We start from the raw sequence: 25148 nt of genomic DNA on the forward strand, positions 1-25148 counted from the left end.
GCCATGCCCGACGCCGGTCCGCCGAGAGGAGGCAGCGGCCCGGAGCCCACCGACCGTGACGCCCCGGCGGTGGCCCGCGTGTTCCACCACTCGGTCGCGGCGGTCCCGGAGCGGCTGCGCCGGGTCCGCGCCGGCCTCGGCCTGGCCACCCAGGCCGGGTTGGCCGCCGGCCTGTCCTGGTGGGTAGCCGACGACCTCCTGCACATCCCGCAGCCGCTGTTCGCACCGATCTCCGCGGTCGTCACGCTGGCCGCCTCGGTGGGCCAGCGGCTGCGCCGCACGATCGAGCTGATCCTCGCGGTGGCCATCGGCATCCTCGTCGGCGACGCCCTGCTCTACCTGGTCGGCACGGGCCCGTGGCAGCTCGCCCTGATCGTCGTCCTGGCCATCCTGGTCGCCGGGTTCCTCGGCCGGAGCCCGGCCTTCGTGGTGCAGGCGGCGGCCACGGCGGTGCTGATCGGCACCCTCACGCCGTCGGTGCCGGACCTGGAACTGCCCCGCTTCTACGCCGCACTGATCGGCGGCGCCGTGGCGCTGGTGGTCACCACCGTGCTGCTGCCGCTGAACCCGCTGCGGGTGATCAACCGGGCCGGCGGGCCGGCACTGGACCTGCTCGCCGAGCAGCTCGACGCCACCACGACCGCGCTTCGCGAACGGGACGCCGGCCGTGCCCAGGCCGCCCTGGACCGGCTGCGTGACAACAAGCAGGAGATCGGCGCGTTCACCGAGGCGGCGCAGGCGGCGAGGGAGGCGAGCAGCCTCTCGCCCGTGCGCTGGGGCAGGCGGGACGGTCCGATCGACCGGTACGTCCACGCCGTGGAACCGGTCGACCGCGCGATGCGCAACAGCGGAACCCTGATCCGGCGCAGCGTGACCCTGATCGAGGACGGGGAGTCGATCCCCGAGGCCATGCCGCCCGCGGTCGCCTCGCTCGCCGAGGCCGTGCGGGTCCTGCGCCGCGAATTCACCCGTGGCGCGGAGCCCCAGCGGGCCCGGGAACAGTTGGTGCGGGCGGTCGGCGAGGCGGGCAAGGCCTACCGGGCCGGCGTGGGCTTCTCCGGAGCCGTCGTGGTGGCGCAGGTCCGCACCACGGTGAGCGACCTGCTGGTCGCCACCGGCCTGAAGCAGGAGGAGGCGAACCGCCTGGTCCGCCGCGCCTTCGGTCCGATGCGGCCGACCGCCGGGTCCGGGCGACCCTCCCGCGCCGGTGCGTGACCCGCTTCACGTGATCAGCGGCGGGCGTCAAAACCGCGTCAAGAAATCCCGTACCCCCGTCATGGTCGCGTTATGGACCGTGCCGGCGCGGTCCACCCGGCGTTGGAATGGCTCGGCGCGGCCGGAAGGCGGCCGTGACGATTCGTTCCGCGATGAGGAGTCAGACGTGTCTGACGTGGTGTTCGTGCTGGTGACGATGGCGCTGTTCGCGGCGCTCGCCCTCGTGGTGAGGGGCGTGGAGAAGCTGTGAGCGCCGTCAACGTCGTCGGCCTGGTGCTGGCGATCGGCCTGGCCGTCTTCCTGGTGGTCGCCCTGCTGTTCCCGGAGCGCTTCTGATGACCACGACGACAGCCGGTGTGCTGTTCATCCTCTCGCTCGTGGTGGCGCTGGTCGCCGTCCACAAGCCGTTCGGCGACCACATGTTCCGGGTGGTCTCCGGCCAGCGGCAGTCCCGCGTCGAGCGGGGCATCTACCGCCTGGTCGGGGTCGACCCGGCCGCGGAGCAGTCCTGGGGCGTGTACGCCCGCGGCGTGCTCGCGTTCTCCGCCGTCTCGATCCTGTTCCTGTACGGATTCATGCGGCTGCAGAACCACCTGTGGCTCTCGCTCGGCTTCGACCCGGTGCTGACCCACGGCGCGTGGAACACGGCGGTGTCGTTCGTGACCAACACGAACTGGCAGTGGTACTCGGGTGAGTCGACCATGGGCCACCTGGTCCAGATGGCCGGTCTCGCAGTGCAGAACTTCGTGTCCGCCGCGGTGGGCATCGCGGTCGCGGTCGCGCTGGTCCGCGGCTTCGCTCGCCGCCGGACCGGCGACCTCGGCAACTTCTGGGTGGATCTGACCCGGATCACGCTGCGGATCCTGCTGCCCCTCTCGGTGCTCGGCGCGCTGGCCCTGATGGCCGGCGGAGTCGTGCAGAACCTCTCCGCCGGCACCGAGATCACCACCCTGACCGGCGGCGGCCAGACCATCACCGGTGGCCCGGTGGCCAGCCAGGAGGTCATCAAGGAACTGGGTACGAACGGCGGCGGCTTCTACAACGTCAACAGCGCCCACCCGTTCGAGAACCCGACCAGGTGGACCAACTGGCTGGAGATCTTCCTGATCCTGGTGATCCCGTTCAGCCTGCCCCGGGTCTTCGGCCGGATGGTCGGCCAGAACCGGCAGGGCTACGCGATCGCCGCGGTGATGGCGATCCTGGCGATCGCCAGCATCGCCCTGACCAACGCCTTCGAGCTGGCCGGCGACGGCACCGTCCCGCAGGCGGTCGGCGCGGCGCTGGAGGGCAAGGAGGTCCGGTTCGACGTGTCGAACTCGGCCACCTTCGCCGCCGCCACCACGCTCACCTCCACCGGCGCGGTGAACTCGTTCCACGACTCGTACACCGCGCTGGGCGGCATGATGCCGCTGGTCAACATGATGCTCGGCGAGGTGGCGCCCGGTGGCGTCGGCGCCGGCCTGTACGGCCTGCTGATCCTGGCCGTGATCACCGTGTTCGTCGCCGGCCTGATGGTCGGCCGGACCCCGGAGTACGTCGGCAAGAAGATCGGCTCTCGCGAGATCAAGCTCGCGTCGCTGTACTTCCTCGTCACCCCGGCCCTGGTGCTGACCGGCACGGCGGCGGCCTTCGCCACCGGCAACAACTCGACCGCGCTCATCGTGGGTCCGCACGGCCTCTCCGAGGTGCTCTACGCGTTCACCTCGGCGAGCAACAACAACGGCTCCGCGTTCGCCGGCATCACCGTCAACACGCCGTGGTGGAACACCGCGCTGGGCCTGTGCATGCTGCTCGGCCGCTTCCTGCCGATCATCTTCGTGCTCGCCCTGGCCGGCTCGCTGGCCCGCCAGCAGCCGGTACCCGCCTCCGAGGGCACCCTGCCGACCTACCGGCCGCTGTTCGTCGGGATGGTCGTCGGCGTCACGGTGATCCTCGTCGCGCTGACCTTCCTGCCCGCGCTCGCGCTCGGACCCCTTGCTGAGGGGCTGTGACCATCATGAGAGAGAAGGACATGACCACCTCCACGCCGGCACCGCACGGCACCGCCGACGCGGCGACCGCCGGCACACCGGCCACCCACGGCGACCGGGTCGGCGGCGGCCTGCTCGACCCGAAGCAGATGATCAGGTCGTTGCCGGACGCCCTGCGCAAGCTCGACCCGCGTACGTTGTGGCGCAACCCGGTGATGCTGATCGTCGAGATCGGCGCCGGCTTCACCACGGTGCTCGCGGTGACCGACCCGACCGTGTTCGCGATCGCCGTCACCGTGTGGCTCTGGCTGACCGTGCTCTTCGCCAACCTCGCCGAGGCGGTCGCCGAGGGCCGCGGCAAGGCGCAGGCCGCCGCGCTGCGCAAGGCGAAGACGGACACCATCGCCACCCGGCTGATCGGTTGGACGCCGGGCGCCCGGGCCAACGGTTACCGGGAGGAGGCCGTCCCCGCGCCCGACCTCAGGCAGGGCGACATCGTCCTGGTGGAGGCCGGCGACATCATCCCCGGTGACGGCGACGTGGTCGAGGGCATCGCCAGCGTCGACGAGTCGGCCATCACCGGCGAGTCCGCCCCGGTGATCCGGGAATCCGGCGGCGACCGGAGCGCGGTCACCGGCGGCACCAAGGTCCTCTCGGACCGGATCGTCGTGAAGATCACGCAGAAGCCCGGGGAGAGCTTCATCGACCGGATGATCAATCTGGTGGAGGGGGCCAACCGGCAGAAGACGCCGAACGAGATCGCGCTGAACATCCTGCTCGCCGCGCTCACGATCATCTTCCTGTTGGCCGTGGTGACCCTCCAGCCCCTCGCGATCTTTTCCAAGGGCTACCAGGGCGGGTCCCCCGACACCCAGGCGATCACCGACGCCGGGGTCAGCGGCATCGTGCTGGTGTCCCTGCTGGTCTGCCTGATCCCCACCACGATCGGGGCGCTGCTCTCGGCCATCGGCATCGCCGGGATGGACCGCCTCGTGCAGCGCAACGTCCTCGCGATGAGCGGCCGGGCGGTCGAGGCCGCCGGTGACGTCAACACCCTGCTGCTGGACAAGACCGGCACCATCACCCTGGGCAACCGGCAGGCCGCCGAGTTCGTCCCGGTCGAGGGCGTGGACGCGGCCACCGTGGCCGACGCCGCGCAGCTGTCCAGCCTGGCCGACGAGACCCCCGAGGGGCGCTCCGTGGTCGTGCTCGCCAAGAACGAGTTCGGCCTGCGCGAGCGGGAACCGGGCCTGATCCCGCACGCCACCTTCGTGCCGTTCACCGCGCAGACCCGGATGAGCGGCGTCGACCTCGCGGCCGGGAGCGTCGACGGCGGTGTCCGCCGGATCCGCAAGGGCGCCGCCGCGGCGGTCATGAAGTGGGTACGCGAGCACGGCGGCCACCCCACCGAGCAGGTCGGCCAGCTCGTCGACGAGATCAGCGGCATCGGCGGCACCCCGCTGGTGGTCGCCGAGCACCCCGCCGGCCAGCCGGCCCGCGCCCTCGGCGTCATCCACCTCAAGGACGTGGTGAAGGCCGGCATGCGGGAGCGGTTCGACGAGATGCGCCGGATGGGCATCCGGACCGTGATGATCACCGGTGACAACCCGCGTACCGCCCGGGCGATCGCCGACGAGGCGGGCGTCGACGACTTCCTCGCCGAGGCCACCCCGGAGGACAAGCTCGCCCTGATCCGCAAGGAGCAGGAGGGCGGCCGGCTGGTCGCGATGACCGGCGACGGCACCAACGACGCGCCGGCGCTCGCCCAGGCCGACGTCGGCGTCGCCATGAACACCGGCACGTCGGCCGCCAAGGAGGCCGGCAACATGGTCGACCTCGACTCCGACCCGACCAAGCTGATCGAGATCGTGGAGATCGGCAAGCAGTTGCTGATCACCCGGGGTGCGCTGACCACCTTCTCCATAGCCAACGACATCGCGAAGTACTTCGCGATCATCCCGGCCATGTTCGCCGGCATCTACCCGAGCCTGGACGCGCTGAACATCATGCGGCTGTCCAGCCCGGAGTCGGCGATCCTCGCGGCGGTCATCTTCAACGCGATCGTCATCGTCGCGCTGATCCCGCTGGCCCTGCGCGGCGTCCGGTACCGGCCGGCGTCCGCGTCGAAGCTGCTCAGCCGCAACCTGCTGGTCTACGGCCTCGGCGGCATCGTGATGCCGTTCGTCGGCATCAAGCTCATCGACCTGCTCATCCAGTTCATCCCAGGGATCTCGTGATGCGCCTTCCCGCCTGGCTCGCCCAACACCTCGCCGCCCTGCGCGCGCTGCTCGTCTTCACCGTGCTGCTCGGGCTGGCGTACCCGCTGGCCCTCGTCGCCGCCGGCCGGATTCCCGGCCTCGCCGACAAGGCGAACGGGTCGCTCGTCTCCGCCGACGGGCGGATTGTCGGCAGCGCGCTGATCGGCCAGTCCTTCACCGACGCGGACGGCAACCCCGTCCCGCGCTACTTCCAGTCCCGCCCCTCGGCGGCCGGCGACGGGTACGACCCCACCGCCACCGCCGCCAGCAACCTCGGCCCGGAGAGCGTGGTCGACACCGTCGCCACCGACCCGGAGGAGTCGACGCAGAGCCTGCTCACCCAGGTGTGCCAGCGCAGCAAGGCCGTCGGCGAGCTGAACGGTGTCGACGGGCGGCGCCCGTACTGCACCACCGACGGGGTCGGCGCGGTGCTGGCGGTGTTCCGCCGGGACGGCCTGACCGGCCCGGTCACCCGGGTGGTCAGCGTCAACCAGGTCGCACCCGCCGCTCCGTTCGTCACCCGCTACGAGGGCGTGCCGGTGGAGCCGGCCCGGGCCGGTGAGGACTACGTCGCCGCGGGCGGCCTGGTCACCCCGATCCGGGGCGACGCTCCGGCCGAACCGGCGGTGCCGGCCGACGCGGTCACCGCCAGCGGCAGCGGACTCGACCCGCACATCTCCCCGGCGTACGCGGAGATCCAGGTCGGGCGGGTGGCCCGGGAGCGCGGCGCGGACCCGGCGGCGGTCCGGCGTCTCGTCGAGGCGCACACCACCGGCCGGTCGCTCGGCTTCATGGGCGAGCCCGGGGTGAACGTCCTGGAGCTCAACCTGGCGCTGGACCGCGAGTTCCCCGCCCGTTGAGGTGATTGGAAGGGCCCCTTGTTATACAAGAGGCGATAACAAGGGGCCCTTCCTTCGGAAGGGGAGGGTTGCGATGGCGCGAGGGGAACTCCGCATCTACCTCGGCGCCGCCCCCGGCGTCGGGAAGACGTACGCGATGCTGGAGGAGGCACAGCGGCGCGTCGAACGCGGCACCGACGTGGTGATCGGGTTCGTCGAGACCCACGGGCGCCGGCACACGGCGGCGATGATCGGCGACCTGGAGCAGGTCCCCCGGCGCACGATGACCCACCGGGGCGCCGAGTTCACCGAGATGGACCTGGACGCGGTGCTCGCCCGGCGACCCGAGGTGGCGGTCGTCGACGAGCTGGCGCACACCAACGTGCCCGGATCCCGCAACGAGAAGCGCTGGCAGGACATCCAGGAACTGCTGGACGCCGGGATCACCGTCCTCTCCACGGTCAACATCCAGCACCTGGAGTCGCTCAACGACGTCGTCGCCCAGATCACCGGCACCACCCAGCGGGAGACCGTCCCGGACGCCGTCGTCCGCGCCGCCGAGCAGGTCGAACTGGTCGACATGACGCCGGAGGCGCTGCGCCGGCGGATGGCGCACGGCAACATCTACCGCCCCGACCGGATCGACGCCGCGCTCGGCAACTACTTCCGCGTCGGCAACCTCACCGCGCTGCGCGAGCTGGCCCTGCTCTGGCTCGCCGACAAGGTCGACGAGCAGCTCGACGCGTACCGCGCCCAGCAGGGCATCTCGGCCACCTGGGAGGCGCGGGAGCGGGTGGTCGTGGCGCTCACCGGGGGGCCGGAGGGGGAGACCCTGATCCGGCGGGCCGCGCGCGTCGCCGCCCGCAGCAAGGGTTCGGACCTGCTGGCCGTGCACGTCGCCCGCAGCGACGGGCTGGCCGGCGCGGACCCGGCCCAGCTCGCCCGGCAGCGGGTGCTCGTGGAGAGCCTCGGCGGCACGTACCACCAGGTTCTCGGCACCGACATCCCGGCCGCGCTGCTGGACTTCGCCCGCGGTGTCAACGCCACCCAGCTCGTGCTCGGCGCGAGCCGGCGCGGCCGGTTCGCGCAGGTCTTCGCACGCGGTGTCGGGGTGACCACGACGGCGCTGTCCGGGTCGATCGACGTCCACCTGGTGACCCACGCCGAGGCCGGCCGGGGCCGGCGGGCGGCCGGGGTGCCGGCGGCGCTGTCCCGGCGGCGGCGGATGCTCGGCTTCGCGCTGGCCGGGCTGGGCATGCCGCTGCTCACGCTGCTGCTCCGGGCGCTGCCGGACATCACCCTCACCAACGACATCCTGATCTTCCTCGCCGCCGTGGTCGGCGTCGCGCTGGTCGGCGGCCGGTGGCCGGCGCTGATCGCCGCGCTCGGGAGTTCCCTGCTGCTCAACTGGTTCTTCACCCCGCCCGTCAACACGCTGACCATCGCCGAGGTGGACAACCTGCTCGCCCTCGCCGTCTTCGTCGGCGTGGCCATCGCGGTCAGCTGGATCGTCGACGTCGCGGCCCGGCGTACCCGGGAGGCGGCCCGCGCGTCGGCCGACGCGCAGACCCTCGCCACCGTGGCCGGCAGCGTGCTGCGCGGGGAGCGGGCGCTACCGGCCCTGCTGGACCGGCTGCGCGAGACGTTCGCGCTGCGCTCGGTCAGCGTCCTGGAGTCGGTGGAGGCCACCGAGGGCCGGCCGGGCCGGGCCCGCGACGAGGGCGCGTGGCGGGTCGTGGCGAGCGTCGGCGAGGCCCCCGCGACGAATCCCGGGTCGGGCGAGACCGCCGTGCCGGTGGACGACCGGCTCACCGTCGTGCTCTGCGGCCGCCGGCTGGAGGCCGCCGACCGGCGGATCGTGGAGGCGTTCGCCGCGCAGGCCGCCGTCGCCCTGCGGCAGGAGCGGCTGGCCGAGGAGGCCGCCGCCGCCCGGCCGCTCGCCGAGGCCGACCGGATGCGGACCGCGCTGCTCGCCGCGGTCAGCCACGACCTGCGTACGCCGCTGGCCTCGGCGAAGGCGGCGGTGACCAGCCTGCGCAGCCCCGACGTGGAGTTCGACGAGGCGGACCGGGCGGAGCTGCTCGCCACCGCCGAGGAGTCCCTGGACCGGCTGGCCCGCCTGGTGTCGAACCTGCTGGACATGAGCCGCCTCCAGGCCGGTGCCCTCGGCGTTCGCCCGGTCGCCGTCGGGCTGGAGGACGCCGTCCCCCGGGCGCTGGACGAGCTCGGGCCGGTGGCCGCCGACGTGGTGACCGACATCCCGGCCCACCTGCCCGCCGCGCTCGCCGACCCCGGCCTGCTCGAACGCGTCCTGGTCAACCTCGTGGCCAACGCCCTGCGGCACAGCCCGCCCGGCCAACCACCCACGATCACCGGCAGCGCCCACGCCGGGCAGGTCGAGCTGCGGGTCATCGACACCGGCTCCGGCATTCCCGAGGACCAGTGGGAGCACGTCTTCCTGCCGTTCCAGCGGCTCGGCGACCGGGACAACCAGACGGGCGTCGGCCTCGGACTCGCGCTGTCCCGGGGTCTCGCCGAGGCGATGCGTGGCAGCATCACCCCGGAGACCACGCCCGGAGGAGGACTCACCATGGTGCTGCGGCTGCCGGCCGCCACCGACACCGGCACGTCCGGAGGGCCACCGGAATGACCCGCATCCTGGTCGTCGACGACGAACCCCAGATCCTGCGCGCGCTGCACATCAACCTGCGCGCCCGCCGGTACGACGTCGAGGTGGCCGCCACCGGCACCGCAGCGCTGAAGGCCGCCGCCAGCCATCCGCCCGACCTGGTCGTGCTCGACCTCGGCCTGCCCGACCTGGACGGCATCGAGGTCATCCGCGGCCTCCGCGGCTGGACCACCGTGCCGATCATCGTGCTCTCCGGCCGCGCCGGCAGCGAGGACAAGGTGGCCGCGCTCGACGCCGGCGCCGACGACTACGTCACCAAGCCGTTCGGGGTGGACGAGCTGCTGGCGCGGATCCGTGCCGTCACCCGGCGGCTCGGTGCCGGCACCGAGCCGGCCAGCGCCAGCGTGCGGGTCGGCCGGCACACCGTCGACCTGGCCGACCACGCGGTGACCAGTGACGACGGCACGGAGGTCAAGCTCACCCCCACCCAGTGGGGTGTGCTGGAGAAGCTGCTCCGCAACCCCGGCAAGCTGGTCAGCCAGCGGCAGCTCCTGCACGACGTGTGGGGGCCGGAGTACCAGAACGAGACGAACTACCTGCGCCAGTACATGGCCCAGCTGCGGCGCAAGCTGGAGGACGACCCGGCCCGCCCCCGGCACCTCATCACCGAACCCGGCATGGGCTACCGGTTCCGGCCCTGACCACGCCCCGGTTTGAGTGGTCCCGGAGCGGGGATCCCCGGCCGGTCGGGGCGGGACATCCGGGAGGGGCATGGGCGGGAACGGATGGTCCCGTTCGACCGGGGGGTTCGGGCGGCGTCTCGACGAGCACGAGCCCGGCCGCGAGACGCCCGGCCGGGGCGGCCTCGTCGACAGCGCCGTGTACCTCCGGGGTCGCCGCCACGCCACGCCGGCGAACCTCGCCGACACGTACCGGTGCCTTCAGGAACTCGGCGACGCGATGGCCTGGATCGGGCTCTACCGGCCCGGCCGGGGCCAGATCCACTCGCTGGCCCACGAGTTCCAACTCCACGAACTGGCCGTCGAGGACGCCATCAACGCGCACCAGCGGCCCAAGCTGGAGCGCTACGGCGACACCCTGTTCGTCGTGCTCCGCGCCGCCCGCTACGTCGACGTCCGGGAGGAGGTGGAGTTCAGTGAGCTGCACCTGTTCATTGGGCCGGGCTTCGTCATCACCGTCCGGCACGGCGAGGCGCCCGACCTGGTCGCGGTCCGCCGGCGGATGGAGGCCGAGCCGCAGGTCCTCACGCTCGGGCCGGAAGCGGTCCTCTACGCCGTACTCGACCAGGTCGTCGACGGGTACGCCCCGGTCGTCGCGGGACTGGAGAACGACATCGACGAGATCGAGACCCAGGTGTTCGGCGGCGACCCCAACGCCAGCCGCCGCATCTACGGGCTGAGCCGGGAGGTCGTCGTGTTCCAGCGGGCGGCCCGGCCGTTGCTCGGCGTCCTCGACGCGCTCATCGCCGGGTTCGACCAGTACGGCACCGACGAGGAACTGCGCCGGCGGCTGCGCGACGTGGCCGACCATCTCACCCAGGTGGTCGAACGCGTCGACGGCTTCCGGCACCTGTTGCAGAACATTCTCACGGTCAACGCCACCCTGGTCACGCAGGCGCAGAACGAGGAGATGCGCAGCCTGACCGCCGCCAGCTACGAGCAGAACGAGGAGCTGAAGCGGGTGTCCGCCTGGGCGGCCATCCTGTTCGCGCCGACCCTCATCGGCACCGTCTACGGCATGAACTTCGCGGTCATGCCCGAACTCGACTGGCGGTACGGGTACCCGTTCGCGCTCGGGCTGATGGTGCTGGTCTGCGTCACCCTGTACCTGGTCTTCAAGCGTCGCGACTGGCTGTGACCAGCCGGGGCCGGGCGGGTGCGGGCCCCGCCGCCGAGGGGGTGCGGTGCAGCGGGGCCCGGATCGCTGGTCAGCAGTACAGGTTCGCTCCGGCGGGTACGCCGAGGACACCGACGAACTGCTGGTACCGGTTGACGCGGCTCTGCACCTGGGCGGGGTTGCCGCCGTTGCACTCGATCGCGCCGTTGATGCTGCGGATGGTCTCGCCGAACCCGGCGCCGGTGACCATCGCGGTGTGGGCGGTCATCCGGCCGGGCCCGTTCTGGGTCATCCAGTACCAGATGGCGGTCTTCCAGGCCACCGCCGCGTCGTTCTGCACCAGCCACGGGTTGGTCAGCAGAGGCAGCCCGAGGGCGTTGCCGGCGGCGTTGTAGTTGAAGTTCCAGCTCAGCTGGATCGGCCCGCGCCCGTAGTAGGCGGCCTGGCCGGCGGGGCAGCCGTACGGCTGGCTCCGGTCGCAGTAGTGCGGGTAGTTGTTCGTGTTCTGCTCGACGATGTGGACGAGCCCGCCCGTCTCGTGGTGCACGTTCGCCAGGAACGCCGCGGCCTCCTGCCGTTGCACGGTGGTGCTGCCGGTCTTCGTGAACGCCGGGTAGGCGCTCAGGGCGGCGACGAGGCCGGAGTACGTGTAGAACGGGTTCCGACCCGGGAACATCTGGTTGAACTGGGCCTCGGTGACCACGAAGCCGCCGGGGTTGGGGGGCGGCGGGTTGCCGGTGGGCGGCTGGCTGCCGCAGGTGTACGGGTTCCAGTACCAGGTGCTGATGGTTGGGTCGTAGCCCGGGTTGTCGTGCTCGGCGATGTAGTACTGCCCGTTGGTGTACCGGACGATGCTGCCGGCGGGGTACCAGGTGCCGGCGACCCAGTTCGGGTGGTTGCAGGTCCCGCCCGGCGGTGGCGTGGAGCCGCCGCAGGTGCCCAGGTCCTGCCAGACGCCGGTGGTGCCCGGCGGGGCCTCGTTCTGGGTCCACCACTTCGCCTGGTAGTTGCGGCCGTTGTGGGACACCTGCATGCCACCGGTGTAGACGGCCGAGGACTGCCAGGGGGTCGCGCAGGCGGCGGCGGACGCCGCGGTCGACGGGACGATCGCCGCCAGTCCACCGGCGACGGTGAGCGCCGCCACCGCGAGCAGGGTGCGCAGTCTCGACATGTGATCGCTCCTTCCTGAGGATCCACGGGGTCGACGACGCGGAGCGCGCATCGACGATGCTCACTGTAGCATTACTGTTCACAAACTTTTCTATTAAGTTGTGGCGGCGGACCGGCCCGGCTCGGCCGGTGCCGCTGCCGAGATCCCCCGTTCGAATCTTTCGGCTGTTTGCCGTAGCCTTTCAACGGTGACGAAGCGGCTGACCGATGTGGCCCGGAAGGCGGGCGTGAGTGAGGCGACCGTCAGCCGGGTGCTGAACGGTCGTGGAGGCGTGTCCGAGGCGACCCGGACGGCCGTGCTGACCGCCCTCGACGTGCTCGGCTACGAACGCCCCACCAAGCTGCGCGGAGAGCGGGCCCGGCTCGTGGGGCTGGTGCTCCCCGAACTGCAGAATCCGATCTTCCCGGCGCTGGCCGAGGTGGTCACCGGCTCGCTGGCCCAGCGCGGCTTCACCCCGGCGCTCTGCGCGCGCACCATCGGCGGTGTCTCCGAGTCGGACTACGTCGACATGCTGCTGGACCACCAGGTCTCCGGGATCATCTTCGCCGGCGGGTCGTACGCGCTGGGCGACGCGTCGCACGAGCACTACCGGCGGCTGACCGACCGGAAGCTACCGGTCGTGCTGGTCAACGCGGGCGTGGAAGAGCTGACCTTCCCCCGCGTGTCGACCGACGACGCGGTGGCGGTGGAGCAGGCGCACGGCCATCTCCGCTCGCTGGGCCACGAGCGGATCGGTATGGTGCTGGGCCCGGAGGACCATGTCCCGTCGCAGCGCAAGTTGGCCGCGATGGCGCGGATCGCCCGCTGGGCCGACGGGGGCCAGGAAGTGGAGCGGACCAGCTTCTCGATGGAGGGCGCCCGGGTCGCGGCCACCAAGCTGGTGCGCCGTGGGGTCACCGGGGTCATCTGTGCCAGCGACGTGCTGGCGTTGGGCACCGTCCGTGCCGTGCGCCGGCTCGGCTGCGCGGTCCCGGGCGACGTCTCCGTGGTGGGCTTCGACGACTCCGCGTTCATGACCTGCACCGACCCGCCGCTGACCACGGTGCGGCAGCCGATCGAGATGATGGGTCAGGCGGCTGTCGACCTGCTGGTCACCCAGATCGAGGGCGGCGGAGTGCTCGCCGACGAGCTGCTCTTCGAGCCCGAGCTGGTGGTGCGCGGCTCCACCGCGCCCGTCCCCGGCGGGGGCCCGGGCCGGTCCCGGTCTCGCTGACCGCACTTCCCGGCGCGGCCGCCGGTCGCCGCGCCGATCCCTGACCGGCACCCGGCGGAGACCGCCTCCCCGCCGCTGAACGACGCTCCGGCCGTCGACCGCTGCTCGTGGTCGGCGGCCGTTTCGTCGTGGTCCGACGAGGAACGGCCCACTTCCAGCCCCCCGTCGCACGCTCTCTGGCTACAGTCGCATCTTTTCAGTCCCAGATCGAAATCTTGCTGAAATGAGTTCGCCTCGCTACAGTGACTCCACTCACATCGGGCCCTGGAGCGGTTACCGCGCGTCAGGGCGCATGGCGGAACCGATCAGTAGCAGGACACGCGGCGGTGGCGATCACCGCGGATCAGCGAACTTCACGGAGACACCTCGTTCCCGAAGGGATGGACAGATGTCCGTACCGCAGTACCGGAAGGCCGCGGCGTTGGCGCTCGCGGCCGGCCTGGGGCTCGCCCTCACCGCCTGCTCCACGAAGAGCGACGACGCGACCGACGATGCGAGCGGCAAGGTCACCATCACCGTCGACTGCCAGCCGGTCGGCGCCCAGAAAGAGCTGCTTCAGAACTGGAACGAGGACGTCGCCGAGTTCCAGCGGCAGAACCCCGACATCGTCATCAAGAGCGTCAGCGTCGGCGAGCAGTGCAACAACCCGCCGGACTTCACCGCCCGCCTGGCCGGCGGCACGGTGACCGACGTGTTCTACGGCTACATGACCGACCTCCAGCAGGTGCTGGACTCCGGCCAGGCGATGGACATCACCGGGTACGCCACCAAGGACACGATCCCCACCTGGGACAGCGTCGACCCGGCGCTCAAGGAGGTGTTCAGCGACGGCGGCAAGCTCTACGCCGTCCCGGTGAAGAACTACTCGATGGGGCTGGTCTACAACAAGGTCCTGTTCCAGCAGGCGGGGCTCGACGTGAACAACCCGCCCAAGACGTGGCCCGAGGTCCGGGAGGCCGCCAAGAAGATCGCCGCGATCGGCAACGGCATCGCCGGGTACGCCGAGTACAGCGCCGGCAACACCGGGGGCTGGCACTTCACCTCGCTGCTCTACTCCCAGGGCGGTCAGGTGCTGACGCCGGACGGCAAGAAGGCCGACTTCAACAACGCCATGGGCAGGCAGGTCCTGCAGAACCTCAAGGACATGCGGTACGGCGACAACAGCATGGGCAGCCGCCAGCTGCTCCAGTGGGGTGACCTGCTGACCAACGCCGCCGCGGGCAAGGTGGGCATGTTCATCGGCGCGCCGGACACCACCCAGGCGATCGTCAGCCAGTTCCAGGGCAAGTTCCAGGACTGGGCGATGGGGCCGCTGCCCGGCCAGGACGGCCCGGCGAAGGCGACCCTCGGCGGTGGCGAGGGCTACTTCTTCAAGAAGGGCCTCTCCCCGGAGCAGGTCAAGGCCGGTCTGAAGTGGATTGCGTACCAGAAGCTGACGCCGGGCACGGGCCAGTTCGACTACGTCCGGGCCAAGCCGCAGAACTACCCCGTCGGGCTGCCCCAGCCGCTGCTCTTCGCGGCCGGTAGCGACGCGCAGAAGCAGGAGCTCGACCTGCGCAAGGCGAACGCGAACGTCGACACCACGAACTTCGCGATCTTCGAGGCGAACCCGGTGCCGATCAAGGGTGAGCCGCGCAACGCGCAGGCGATCTACGCGGTGCTCGACGCGGCGATGTCCGGGGTGCTGACGAACCCGAACGCCGACATCGACGCGTTGCTCAGGACGGCTGAGGACAAGGTCAACCAGCTCCTCGCCGCCGAGAGCTGATTCGCTCGGGTGGGGGCCGGAGCGCCGGCCCCCACACCGTCCGCGCCGCATTGTCGGTCACCGACCCACCAGGAGTTGCCTTGGCGATCACCTCCGCCCCGGGGACCGTCGGAACAGCGGCTCGTCCCGCGCCGCCGTCCCCGGCCGGGCCTCGGCGTACGAGCCTCGGCCGCAAGCTACGGGACAACCTCACCGGGCACGCGTTCCTGATCGGTGCGGTGCTCTGCTTCGCGGTCTTCGCCTGGTATCCGATGGTCCGCGGCGTCGTCATGAGCTTCCAGCGCACCCGACGGGGCGAGACGACCTGGGTCGGCTGGGACAACTACGTCCGGATCCTCGACGACCCCAGTTTCTGGACCGCCTGGAAGAACACGTTCCACTTCACGATCCTCGCGCTCGTCCTCGGGTACGCGGTGCCGTTCTTCGTGGCGATCCTGCTGAACGAGCTCCGTCACGCCAAGGGGTACCTGCGGATCCTGGTCTACCTGCCGGTGATGCTGCCGCCCGCCTCGGCGCTCTACCTCTTCAAGTTCTACGCGTACGACCCCAGCGACGCGGGGCTCTTCAACGCGATCCTCAAGGCCCTGCACCTGCCGACGTCGCAGTGGATGCAGTCACCGGAGATGACCATGCCGGCAATGGTGATCGCGTCGACCTGGATGAACATGGGCGGCGCCGTGCTGATCTACCTGGCGGCGCTGCAGAACATCCCCGGCGAACTCTACGAGGCGGCAGAGCTCGACGGTGCCGGGATCTGGCGGCGGATCCGGCACGTGACCATCCCGCAGACCCGGCTGATCCTCGCGCTCCTGGCGTTGCTCCAGATCGTCGCCACCATGCAGCTCTTCATCGAGCCACTGATCCTCGCCAACGGCGCGGGTGCGGAGGACTCGGCCACCTCGGTGGCGTACCTGATCTACCAGCACGGGTTCTTCCAGAACGACCTCAACGGCGCTGCGGCGCTCGGCGTGATCATGCTCGTGGTGCTGGCCGGCTTCTCCGCCGGCTACCTGCGACTGACCGCGAAACAGGACTAGGACGGACGACCCATGGCACAGGACTCCGGCACCCGTACCCTCATCTCCCAGGCCCAGCTCCGACGCGGGCGCGGCCGGGCGATCTACTGGACGCTGCTCGCCGTCGTGATCATCGGGTTCACGCTCGTCTTCCTCGGGCCGCTCTACTGGATGGTCACCGGCGCGCTCAAGTCCGGCCAGGAGATCGCGCAGACCCCGCCGTCACTGTTCCCGCAGGACCCGCAGTGGCGGAACTACGCCGACGCGTGGAACAACCTGGACCTCGCCAAGCTCCTGTTCAACACGTTCTACTACGCGGCCGGGGCGGTGCTGTTCCAACTCGTCCTCGACACCGCCGCGGCGTACTCCCTGTCGAAGCTGCGACCGATGTTCGGCAACGCGATCCTCGGCCTGATGCTGGCGACGTTGATGATCCCGGCGATGGTCCTCATCGTCCCGCAGTACGTGACCGTGATCGACCTGCCGATCCTGCACCTCAGCCTGCTCGACTCGCCGTTCGCGATCTGGCTGCCGCTGGTCGCCAACGCGTTCAACATCTTTCTGCTGAAGCGGTTCTTCGATTCGATCCCGGAGGACCTGATGGCGGCGGCTCTCATGGACGGGGCGACACCGCTGCGCACGCTCTGGTCGATCATCCTGCCGATGTCGCGCCCGATCCTCGGCGTGGTCTCGATCTTCGCCGTGACCGCGGTCTGGAAGGACTTCCTCTGGCCGAAGCTGGTCATGCCGTCGCCCGAGACGCGGACGGTCAGCGTCGGCATCTACGCCTTCGCCGGTGGCACGCCCATGAACGTGGTGATCGCCGCGTCCGTGATCACCGCGATACCGACCGTCATCCTCTTCCTGCTCTTCCAACGCAACATCATGTCCGGCCTGACCACCGGCGGCCTCAAGGGATAGCCCCGGCGAACCCGCCGACGTACCGACGCAGAAAGCAGGTGCCCGTGTCCGCAGCAGACAGTGGTCCGTGGTGGCGTGAAGCCGTGATCTACCAGGTGTACCCACGTAGCTTCGCCGACGGCAACGGTGACGGCATCGGCGACATCGCCGGCATCCGGTCCCGGCTGGGCTACCTGTCCGCGCTCGGCGTCGACGCGATCTGGTTCAGCCCCTGGTACCCCTCCCCGATGGCGGACGCCGGCTACGACGTGGCCGACTACCGCGACATCGATCCGGTGTTCGGCACCCTCACCGAGGTCGAGGCGCTGATCGCGGAGGCGCACGCGCTGGGCATCAGGACCATCGTCGACGTGGTCCCGAACCACTGCTCCGCCGCGCACCCCTGGTTCCAGGCGGCTCTGGCCAGCCCGGACGCGCCGGAACGGGAGCTGTTCTGGTTCCACCCCGGACGGGGCCCGGACGGCGCGCGGAAGCCCACCGACTGGGTTTCCCCGTTCGCCGGCGACACCTGGACCCGGACCACCAACCCGGACGGCACGCCGGGCGACTGGTACCTGCACCTCTTCGCCCCCGAGCAGCCGGACTTCAACTGGGACCACCCCCGGGTACGCGCCGAGTTCGAGGACATCCTGCGGTTCTGGCTCGACCGGGGCGTGGACGGCATCCGGATCGACTCGGCGGCGATGCTGGCCAAGGACCCGACGCTGCCGGAGGCGACGCCGGACGGCCCGAGCCCGTTCGTCGACGTGGACGCCGTGCACGACATCTACCGGAGCTGGCGGCGGATCACCGACAGCTACCCCGGCGACCGGGCGCTGATCGGCGAGGTGTGGCTCCCCGACCACCGGCGGTTCGCCAACTATCTGCGCCCCGACGAGTTGCACGCCGCGTTCAACTTCGACTTCCTCGGCTGCGCCTGGGACGCGGACGCGCTGCGCGCCTGCATCGACACGACGCTGACCGCCCACGCCCTGGTGGACGCCCCGGCCACCTGGGTGCTCTCCAACCACGACGTCACCCGGCACGTCACCCGGTACGGCCGGGAGGACACCACGTTCAGCTTCGCCACCAAGCGCGAGGGAGTTCCGAGCGATCTGGAACTCGGCACCCGCCGCGCCCGGGCGGCGGCCCTGCTCTCCCTCTCCCTGCCCGGCGCCGCCTACGTCTACCAGGGCGAGGAACTGGGCCTGTGGGAGGTCGAGGACATCCCGCACGACCTGCGGCAGGACCCGATGCACGTCCGCTCCGGCGGGGTCGACCCGGGCCGGGACGGCTGTCGGGTGCCGATCCCCTGGTCGGGCGAGACGCCGCCGTTCGGCTTCAGCCCCGACAACGCCACCGCGACGCCGTGGCTGCCGCAGCCGGCGGACTGGAAGGACCGGACCGCCGCCGCGCAGGCCGGCGACGGGCAGTCGATGTTGGAGCTGTACCGGGCCGCCATCGCCACCCGCCGGGCCGAGCGGGCGCTCGGCGACGGCGGGATGACCTGGCTGCCCGCCCCGGACGGAGTGCTCGCGTTCCGGCGCGACCCCGGCTTCACCTGCGTGGTCAACCTCTCCACGACGGCGGTGCCGCTGCCGCCGTACACCGGGCGGCTGCTCGCCAGCGGGCCGCTCGACGACGACCTGCTGCCGCCCGACACCGCCGTCTGGCTGCGGACGCCGGAGACGACGCCGGCGACCTGACCCCCCACGTCCACTACTCCAAGCAGCGGGTGACGGAACTCGTGCCGGGGGAGCGGGTCGTGTGGCGCGTGGTCGACGCGAAGCTCACCTTCGCCAGCAACCCCAGCGAGTGGACCGGCACGGAGATCAGCTTCGACATCGCGGAACAGGGAGACCAGACGGTGGTCCGGTTCGCCCACGAGGGCCTCGTGCCCCGCTTCGAATGCTTCGACAACTGCTCCAACGCCTGGAGCTTCTACCTCAACGGCAGCCTGCGCCGCCTGATCACGACCGGGGAGGGGCCCACCCCGCCTCCCTGGGCCTGATCCGGGACCGGACCCGGTCGAGCAGGAGGCGACCGAGCAGGCGCACCCGGTGCCAGCCGCCGAACTGCACGGCAGCGCACCCGACGACCGCCTCACGCAGCGTGAACACCTCCCCGGCCCGAGGGAGCAGGAGCACCCGCCAGGACGCCGCCGTGGAGCCGAGGATCTCGGCCCGGCGCCGCTGCGCGCGGTAGAGCCCGCCCAGCTCGGCGACGAGCGTCTCGACGCGATGATTGTCCCGCAGACGCCGGTGCTGGTAGGAGAGGGCCGCGTGGACGTTGCCGGCCTCCAGGAACCACTCCTGGGTCTCGGCCGCCTCGGACTCCGGCCGAGGGGTGGCTGCTGTGGAGTGCCTCAGGCTTCCGGAGACGTCGGCGAGTCGCCGGAATTCGTGCAGCCCGTCCTGCTGGCGGGGTGCCGGCAACCAGCGGACGGCGTTGCGGCCCAGGCGGCGGCCCAGCCAGCGCAGGTCGGGCACCAGCCTCATGTGCTCGATGACCCGGGCCTCGGTCTCGGCGATCAGCCGCAGCTCCGCTTCATTCGAGGCGCGCCGCCGGTGCCACGTCAGCCACGCGTAGGCGGGCAGCAACCGGCCCTGGGCCCAGAGCGTCGCCCCGATGCGTTCGGTGCGGCGAAGCGACGGTGGCTGCCGCCGCCACCAGCGGCGCAGGTCGGCGTACCGACCCTCCTCCCACATGAGGTCGGATCGAGCCAGGATCAACTCCTCGGCGGCAACGTCCGGCTCCTCCGGAAGAAGCCGACGGACCTCGGGAACGAGACCGACCGCGCGGAAGAACAGGAAGGTACCGGCCAGCCGGCGTCGGTCGTCCACGACGACGCTGACGGCGCGCGGTGGCCGCAGGACCGGCGGCGGCACCGGGTCGCAACCCCAGCAGGCGGCGAGCCCGTCGAGGAGTTCGGTGGTCGGCCCGCAGAGAAACGCGACGGTGGCCCCGGCTCTCCGCAGATGCCCGGCCAGGGCGGGCAGGGTACCGCCCGGGTTGCCGTGCTCAACGCCGAAGACGGCGGTGGACCGCTGCGGGACCGGCCGGTGCCAGGCGCAGGACGAGTGGTTGACCCAGTGGACGGTCCGGCCTTCCAGCGCGCCCGGCGGGAGGTCGGCGACCGCCACGTCCACGTCGAAGAAGTCGCTGCCGCTGTAGCCGACGATGACGATCCGGCGAGCCGGCCCCCGCAGTCGGTCGACGAGCGCCGCCCGGTCGTTGTCGTCGAAGCCGCGTTCGATGCGCGCGAGGGTGGCGCCCAGGCGGGCCGGATCCGACCCGTCGGAGAAGGCGTTGTGGAAGTGGTGGATCTGCCCGGGACGCGGCGACCGCCCGTGCCGTTCGAGGAATGCGCGTTCGACGCACAGGTCGAAGTTGGCGGTGAGCTGCCGCCCGCCCGCGTGCAGGTGAGCGGCGAGGAACCTGTGCGCCGGGTTGGGCCGGGCGTCCCGCACGTCGGCGAGGATCTCCCCGACCAGGTCGGGGCTCTGCTGCGCGCCGGCGCCGAGCACGGTCTCCAGCCGGGGCACCCGGGTCCCTGCCGGCTCGGCCGGACAGATGGACCCACGCCGCCAGCCCAGCAGTTCGTGGTACGCGAGGACGGTGTCCAGGGTGAACGGGCGGAACAGCGCCGAGAAGGTGCGCTCGGTGAGCTGCCAACCGGTCGGCAGGCAGCTCGGCGCGCCCCGGGAGATGCCGGCCCCGGTCCAGAAGAGGACACCCGCCGGGCCGGCCTCCGCGATCGTCTCGACCGCGTCGGCGAGCACGGTCATGCCGACTCGAGACCGCTGATGTCGCGGTGTTCGGTCAGCACCAGGCGGACGATCCGCTCCTCCAGGTCCGTGAAGGCGAGCAGATAGACGGTGCGTATCCGGCTGGTTGGGTGCGCCCGGAAGTAGTCCAGCGCGGCCTCGACCATGATCTGGGCGGTCCGCTCCAGATCACCACCGCCGTTACCGGTGCCGAGCAGCGGCAGGACGACCGTACGCAGCTGGTCGCCGCCGGCGTTGAGCCGGTCCATCTCGGCCAGCACGTTGCGCATGCAGCCGCCGATGTCGGCGACCTGCCGGTAGCCGGTGCCCGGTGAGCCGTCCACCGAGGCGACGTGCAGGACCCGCTTGACGCCGTTGTCCACCGCGAGCGTGCCGGAGGAGGTGGTGAAGACCGTGGCGGGGGCGACCGGGGTGCGCAGCGCCACCTCGCGCAGCTCGTTGTAGATCAGGTCGTCGACCAGGTTGCCGGCCGGGTCACGGCGGCCGCCCCGGTAACGGATCGTGCCGGAGATGGTCGGCTCCGTCGGGCGGGCCATCTCCATCTGGGTGTTCTCGGCGTTCACCCAGACGTCGACGCCGGTGACGTTGGCGATGTTGCCGGTGATGATGCCGAGCCGGTGCCGGCGGTCCTGCCGGATGAACGCCACGGTCCGGGTCGTGCGTTGCAGGCGTTGGGGCTGCTTTGCGGCCTCCACGATGGTGAGCCGCAGCTTCAGCTGCTCGACCTCCTGCCCGGCGCGGCGGACTTCGGCTTCGAGCGCGTCGCGCTTGCCGGCGCGGGCCAACCACTGGAAGGAGAGGGTGGTGAAGACCAGGACGAACGCCGCGGCGCCGCCGATGCTGAAACCGAGGGCGCGACCGTCGGCGTACGATTCCGGGAAGATCGAGAACATCAGCAGCGAGACCGCGACCGCATAGAGCAGCACCGACGGCAGTTGCATCGCGGCCTGCCGGCCGGCGCGCCGTGGGTCGGAGAACCAGATCTGCAGCAGGATTCCGATCAGCACCAGGGCGCCGGTGACGCCCAGCAGCAGCGGGTTCACGACCGTGACCTTTTCAGGTGCAGCCAGAGCAGCCCGGCCAGGGTTTTCGCGTCCTGGATCGTGCCGCTGTCGATCAGCGCCGGGAGATCGCCGAGCGGCACCGCGCGGCGGGCGATGTTCTCCGCCTCGTCGGCGCGACCGCCACCCTCATTCACCTGCAGACTGTCGTCGATCTCCGCGTAGAAGAGAATGACGCGTTCCGAAGATCCTCCGGGCGAGGGATAGAACGTCGCGATCCTTTCCAGAGCGCACACGTCGTACCCGATCTCCTCTTGGATCTCGCGGCGGATGGCGGTCTCCGGCGCTTCGTCGGCGTCGACCATTCCGGCCACCAGCTCGACCAACCACCCCGATCCGTGTCCCAGGGTCGGGAACCGGAATTGCTCGACGAGAACGAGCTCGTCGCGCGTGGTGTCCACGACGACCGCTGCCACGGAGTCGCCGCGGTCGGCGTTGACGAGGGTGACCGCCCTGCTCCAGTCGCCGGACAACGAGCGGTCCGCGCCATAGGTGCGGTAACGGAGTTCGGCTTCCCGGATGGTGAAGATCCGGGTTGTGAGGAGCACCTGCTCGGAGAGGATTTCGACGTTCCGCTGGCGATCGGGCACGTTGCCGCTCCTTGATCAAAAAACGCGCGCGTTCCTCACAAAGCGCGGCGGTTAACCTAAGCATAACTCCGATTCCAGCGTCGTTGATGTTGGGACGATCTGTCGGATTATGGCGTCACAGGAGACCAGAGATGCTCGACGAGCGCCCGGCGGCCTACTTCAGCCACAGCTACGACGTCCTGGACCGGCGGGTGACCGACTTCTTTCTGGAGGCGCTGTCGGAACGGTTCGCGCTCGCCGTCGACCCGCGCTCGGCGACCCTGTCCACGATGCACCTTGAATTGATGATGCGGCGAACCGCCTGTTTCGTCGCTGTGGTCACCCGTCGGGAAAACCAGCCGCAGTACCGCTGCTCGCCGTTCGCGGTGCACGAGTACGGGATGGCGGTACTGGCGAACCGGCCGAGGCTGGTAATCCCGGAGATCAACATTCCGGCGCGCCATTTCATCGGCGCGGACCTGGCCCGTCCGTTCAACCGCAACCGGCTCGCCGCGTACCGGATGCCCCTGGACGCTCTCGACGAGCTGGTGGCCCGCGCCCGGGAGCACACGGACGAGGTGGACCGCCCCTTGGGCGCCGCCGCGCTGATGCTCCCACCGACCCCCGAGTACGCGGCGGCCGAACCGGAGCTGCGCCGGCTCATCTCCCAGGCCGGTTGGCAGGTGGACAACATCTCCGAGGCCCTGCTGCGCGACGAGGTCGACGCCGCGGGCGCGGCGACCCTGCTGGACCGGTACGACTTCGTCCTCCTCGACGTCCTGGACCCACGGACACCGTCCTGGGTGCTGCCGTTCCTCCAGGCCCGTGGCGTGCCGACGGTCCGGCTGGTGTGCCACCGCGCCGACGACACCGCGATCCGGCAACTGCCCCGGCTCGCGGTCAGCCACGCGCTGCAGGCGTCCAGCGCGGTCAACCGGCACGCCATCTGGTGGTCCGACCTGGACGTGCTGCTGCCGGAGCTGGGCCGGGAGATCGGCCGGCTGCAGATGCCCCGGCTCCAGTTCGCCGGCCTGGAGGAGGCCCGCCGGTACGTGTGGAGTCTCGGCCGCGACCAGGGCCCCGTCTTCCTCAGCAGCGCCCAGGGCGACAACGACCTCGCGCAGCTCATCGCCCAGGAACTGGACCTGCGCAACGTCGAGCACTTCCACTACCTGTTCAACAGTGACCTACCGCGTGGCAAGGCGTGGGAGCACCGCCTGCTCGCCAAGGTGGGTGAGTGCCGGATCTTCGTGCCGCTGGTGAGCCGGCACTACCTGAACAGCATGTGGTGCAGGAAGGAGATGGACATCGCGCTGGAGCTGAGCGGTCAGCGGCGCATGCGGGTCCTGCCGTACTTCCTCGACCACGACGCCGGTGCCACGGTCCCGATCCAGGGCACCTCGATGATGCACCTGAGCGACACGGCACGGGTGCGGCGCATCGTCGACGACGTGGACCGGGCGCTCACCGACCTGACCGACCGGCGGCGCCGCCCCCGCATCGAGATCACCGTGGCTGGCGGGCGGACGGCGCCGGACGTGGACGTGGTCGTGCTCGCCACCGGCCCGACGGAGTACGCTGCGGCGGCCCGCATGCTGCGCGAACCGTCCCCGGTGGTCGGCACGGCCGAGCACCCCAACCGCTTCGACTGGCTCGGTGGCACGGTGTCCCGTCAGCAGGGCAGCGGCTATCAACTGGTGCTCTGCCGGGCCGGCGCGGACGGCGGCCGGGAAGCGTTGCGCGCGGCCGTCGAGGCGTTCGGGCCCGAGCACGTCGTGCTGCTCGGCACCGCGTCGGCCGTGGTGCCGGCCGGCGTGGTGGTGGCGGACCGGATCTGCGGCTTCCACCGGTTCAGCGTGGACAGCTCGTTCGTGCCCAGTCTGCACCGGGACTACCCGACCGATCCGGGTGTCGCGGCATCGGCGGAGGGGCTGCCATCGGTGGTACGGGGGACACTGACCGTCGGTGACGAGGTGGTGCACGCGCCGGACGCCCCCGCCTTCGCCCCGGTGCTGGACACGTGGCCCGACGCGGTAGCGGTGGGCGTGCTGTCGGTGGACACGGTCGAGCAGTTGGAGGACTTCCGGACGTACGGGCGGATCAGCCACTTCAGCGCGGTCGTCGGTGTCGCGCCGCCCGACGCGGACGATACGGCCCGGGGGACGGCGGCAGAGCGGGCGTTCGTCGTCGTCAGCCGGCTAGTCTCGGCGCACTGGCCGCGACCGCCGCGCACGGACGCGGCAGACGAGGGGGCATTCGGTGTGGCAGCCGCAGCCGATTGACACCAGCGGAATCGAGGTGCCGCAGGCGGTGCGCAAGGAACAGGAGACGCTCTCCCGCCAGGCGCACGACATCTGGGCCGCGAAACGGCTCGCGGACGGCTGGAGGTACGGCGAGGTTCGGAACGACATCGAGAAGACCCACCCGAACCTCGTCGCCTACGAGGAACTGAACGACGACGACAAGTCCTACGACCGGGATCTCATCGAGGGGACCATCCGGCTTCTGATCAAGCTGGGTTTCCGGATCGAACGCGACCCCACCTGAGGACGTCCCGTCACCCGGCGACGGTCCATCCTGACCGGGTCGGGGCGCTGGTGACCGCGACGCCGCACGCCTTCTACGGTCGGGGCTACCCCGATGCCACACCACTCCTCGAATGCCAGACAGATCCGCAACGCCCCGGCTGGTCGCGGCGGCGGCACGCCAGCATCTGCAGCGCTGGGACTGCACCGGCGGGTGCCTGCCGGCGACGGCGGCAGGCTGGCGCTGCCGTGTCCGCTGGGCCGGGAGTGGGAAGGGTTCGTGTGCTCGGGTGTGGTCCTGGGCTGGGAGAACGGCGGTGCGGGTGATGGGGGTGAACGTGGGGCACTCCCTGCCGCCCCAGGTGAACC

General features: G+C 71.0%; 21 protein-coding genes. 17 read left to right on the plus strand and 4 right to left on the minus strand.

Annotated features, from left to right (window positions below; all coding sequences use genetic code 11):
• Positions 1–3 precede the first annotated feature (3 nt).
• From AB0873_RS22420 to AB0873_RS22460, 9 genes are all read left to right on the plus strand, one after another.
• Entirely contained in the window at positions 4–1215 is a 1212-nt protein-coding gene (locus tag AB0873_RS22420) for an FUSC family protein (RefSeq protein ID WP_366601873.1), read from the plus strand.
• On the plus strand, positions 1208–1465 hold the full coding sequence (locus AB0873_RS22425; protein ID WP_366601875.1) for a hypothetical protein: 258 nt from the start codon (positions 1208–1210) through the stop codon (positions 1463–1465). Before AB0873_RS22420 ends, AB0873_RS22425 begins: the two co-directional genes overlap by 8 nt.
• Positions 1462–1551 (plus strand): K(+)-transporting ATPase subunit F, encoded by a 90-nt coding sequence (gene kdpF / locus AB0873_RS22430; protein ID WP_366601876.1) that lies wholly within the window; start codon positions 1462–1464, stop codon positions 1549–1551. The genes AB0873_RS22425 and kdpF overlap by 4 nt, the downstream gene beginning before the upstream one ends.
• On the plus strand, positions 1551–3206 hold the full coding sequence (gene kdpA / locus AB0873_RS22435; protein WP_366601877.1) for a potassium-transporting ATPase subunit KdpA: 1656 nt from the start codon (positions 1551–1553) through the stop codon (positions 3204–3206). The genes kdpF and kdpA overlap by 1 nt, the downstream gene beginning before the upstream one ends.
• 128 nt (positions 3207–3334) lie before the next feature.
• Complete coding sequence (kdpB, locus tag AB0873_RS22440; RefSeq protein WP_366601917.1) at positions 3335–5422, plus strand: potassium-transporting ATPase subunit KdpB; 2088 nt, start codon at positions 3335–3337, stop codon at positions 5420–5422.
• Positions 5422–6303, plus strand: a complete 882-nt coding sequence (locus tag AB0873_RS22445) for a potassium-transporting ATPase subunit C (RefSeq protein ID WP_366601879.1) — start codon at positions 5422–5424, stop codon at positions 6301–6303. The genes kdpB and AB0873_RS22445 overlap by 1 nt, the downstream gene beginning before the upstream one ends.
• Before the next feature lie 73 nt (positions 6304–6376).
• Positions 6377–8932 carry a DUF4118 domain-containing protein gene (locus tag AB0873_RS22450; protein WP_366601881.1) on the plus strand — a complete coding sequence of 852 codons (2556 nt, stop codon included), beginning with the start codon at positions 6377–6379 and terminating at the stop codon, positions 8930–8932.
• Entirely contained in the window at positions 8929–9612 is a 684-nt protein-coding gene (locus AB0873_RS22455) for a response regulator (protein WP_366601882.1), read from the plus strand. The genes AB0873_RS22450 and AB0873_RS22455 overlap by 4 nt, the downstream gene beginning before the upstream one ends.
• Positions 9613–9682: 70 nt before the next feature.
• Positions 9683–10789, plus strand: coding sequence for a magnesium and cobalt transport protein CorA (locus AB0873_RS22460; protein WP_366601884.1), 1107 nt, complete (start codon positions 9683–9685; stop codon positions 10787–10789).
• 70 nt (positions 10790–10859) lie between these two features.
• Here AB0873_RS22460 and AB0873_RS22465 read toward each other — a convergent pair whose 3' ends face one another.
• Positions 10860–11939: a glycoside hydrolase family 19 protein gene (locus tag AB0873_RS22465; protein WP_366601886.1), complete on the minus strand. Its 1080-nt coding sequence runs from the start codon at positions 11937–11939 to the stop codon at positions 10860–10862.
• 187 nt (positions 11940–12126) lie between these two features.
• Here AB0873_RS22465 and AB0873_RS22470 point away from each other — a divergent pair, with 187 nt between their 5' ends.
• The 6 genes from AB0873_RS22470 (at position 12127) to AB0873_RS22495 (ending at position 18847) form a co-directional block, all read left to right on the plus strand.
• Positions 12127–13152 carry a LacI family DNA-binding transcriptional regulator gene (locus AB0873_RS22470; protein ID WP_366601888.1) on the plus strand — a complete coding sequence of 342 codons (1026 nt, stop codon included), beginning with the start codon at positions 12127–12129 and terminating at the stop codon, positions 13150–13152.
• A 388-nt stretch (positions 13153–13540) separates the two neighbouring features.
• On the plus strand, positions 13541–14920 hold the full coding sequence (locus tag AB0873_RS22475) for an extracellular solute-binding protein (protein ID WP_366601890.1): 1380 nt from the start codon (positions 13541–13543) through the stop codon (positions 14918–14920).
• 206 nt (positions 14921–15126) lie between these two features.
• Positions 15127–15957, plus strand: a complete 831-nt coding sequence (locus tag AB0873_RS22480; RefSeq protein WP_366601919.1) for a sugar ABC transporter permease — start codon at positions 15127–15129, stop codon at positions 15955–15957.
• Positions 15958–15969: 12 nt separating this feature from the next.
• Positions 15970–16857 carry a carbohydrate ABC transporter permease gene (locus tag AB0873_RS22485; RefSeq protein WP_366601892.1) on the plus strand — a complete coding sequence of 296 codons (888 nt, stop codon included), beginning with the start codon at positions 15970–15972 and terminating at the stop codon, positions 16855–16857.
• An 83-nt stretch (positions 16858–16940) separates the two neighbouring features.
• Positions 16941–18542, plus strand: a complete 1602-nt coding sequence (locus tag AB0873_RS22490) for a glycoside hydrolase family 13 protein (protein ID WP_366601894.1) — start codon at positions 16941–16943, stop codon at positions 18540–18542.
• Between the two features lie 29 nt (positions 18543–18571).
• On the plus strand, positions 18572–18847 hold the full coding sequence (locus AB0873_RS22495; RefSeq protein WP_155329097.1) for a hypothetical protein: 276 nt from the start codon (positions 18572–18574) through the stop codon (positions 18845–18847).
• Here the strand turns inward: AB0873_RS22495 and AB0873_RS22500 are convergent.
• The 3 genes from AB0873_RS22500 to AB0873_RS22510 are packed head-to-tail and all read right to left on the minus strand — an operon-like array spanning position 18807 to position 22275.
• Complete coding sequence (locus AB0873_RS22500) at positions 18807–20624, minus strand: hypothetical protein (RefSeq protein WP_366601896.1); 1818 nt, start codon at positions 20622–20624, stop codon at positions 18807–18809. The genes AB0873_RS22495 and AB0873_RS22500 overlap by 41 nt on opposite strands.
• A complete protein-coding gene (locus AB0873_RS22505; RefSeq protein ID WP_155329095.1) occupies positions 20621–21667 on the minus strand; it encodes a macro domain-containing protein in 1047 nt (348 codons plus the stop codon). Before AB0873_RS22505 ends, AB0873_RS22500 begins: the two co-directional genes overlap by 4 nt.
• Positions 21664–22275 (minus strand): NUDIX hydrolase, encoded by a 612-nt coding sequence (locus AB0873_RS22510; protein WP_155329094.1) that lies wholly within the window; start codon positions 22273–22275, stop codon positions 21664–21666. Before AB0873_RS22510 ends, AB0873_RS22505 begins: the two co-directional genes overlap by 4 nt.
• Positions 22276–22406: 131 nt before the next feature.
• Between AB0873_RS22510 and AB0873_RS22515 the strand changes: the two genes are divergently transcribed.
• Positions 22407–24536 (plus strand): TIR domain-containing protein, encoded by a 2130-nt coding sequence (locus AB0873_RS22515; RefSeq protein ID WP_366601899.1) that lies wholly within the window; start codon positions 22407–22409, stop codon positions 24534–24536.
• Positions 24514–24801 carry a RyR domain-containing protein gene (locus AB0873_RS22520; protein WP_366601900.1) on the plus strand — a complete coding sequence of 96 codons (288 nt, stop codon included), beginning with the start codon at positions 24514–24516 and terminating at the stop codon, positions 24799–24801. Before AB0873_RS22515 ends, AB0873_RS22520 begins: the two co-directional genes overlap by 23 nt.
• Positions 24802–25148: the final 347 nt, after the last annotated feature.

It is taken from the genome of Micromonospora sp. NPDC047707, from assembly GCF_040704235.1.
Lineage (GTDB): Bacteria > Actinomycetota > Actinomycetes > Mycobacteriales > Micromonosporaceae > Micromonospora.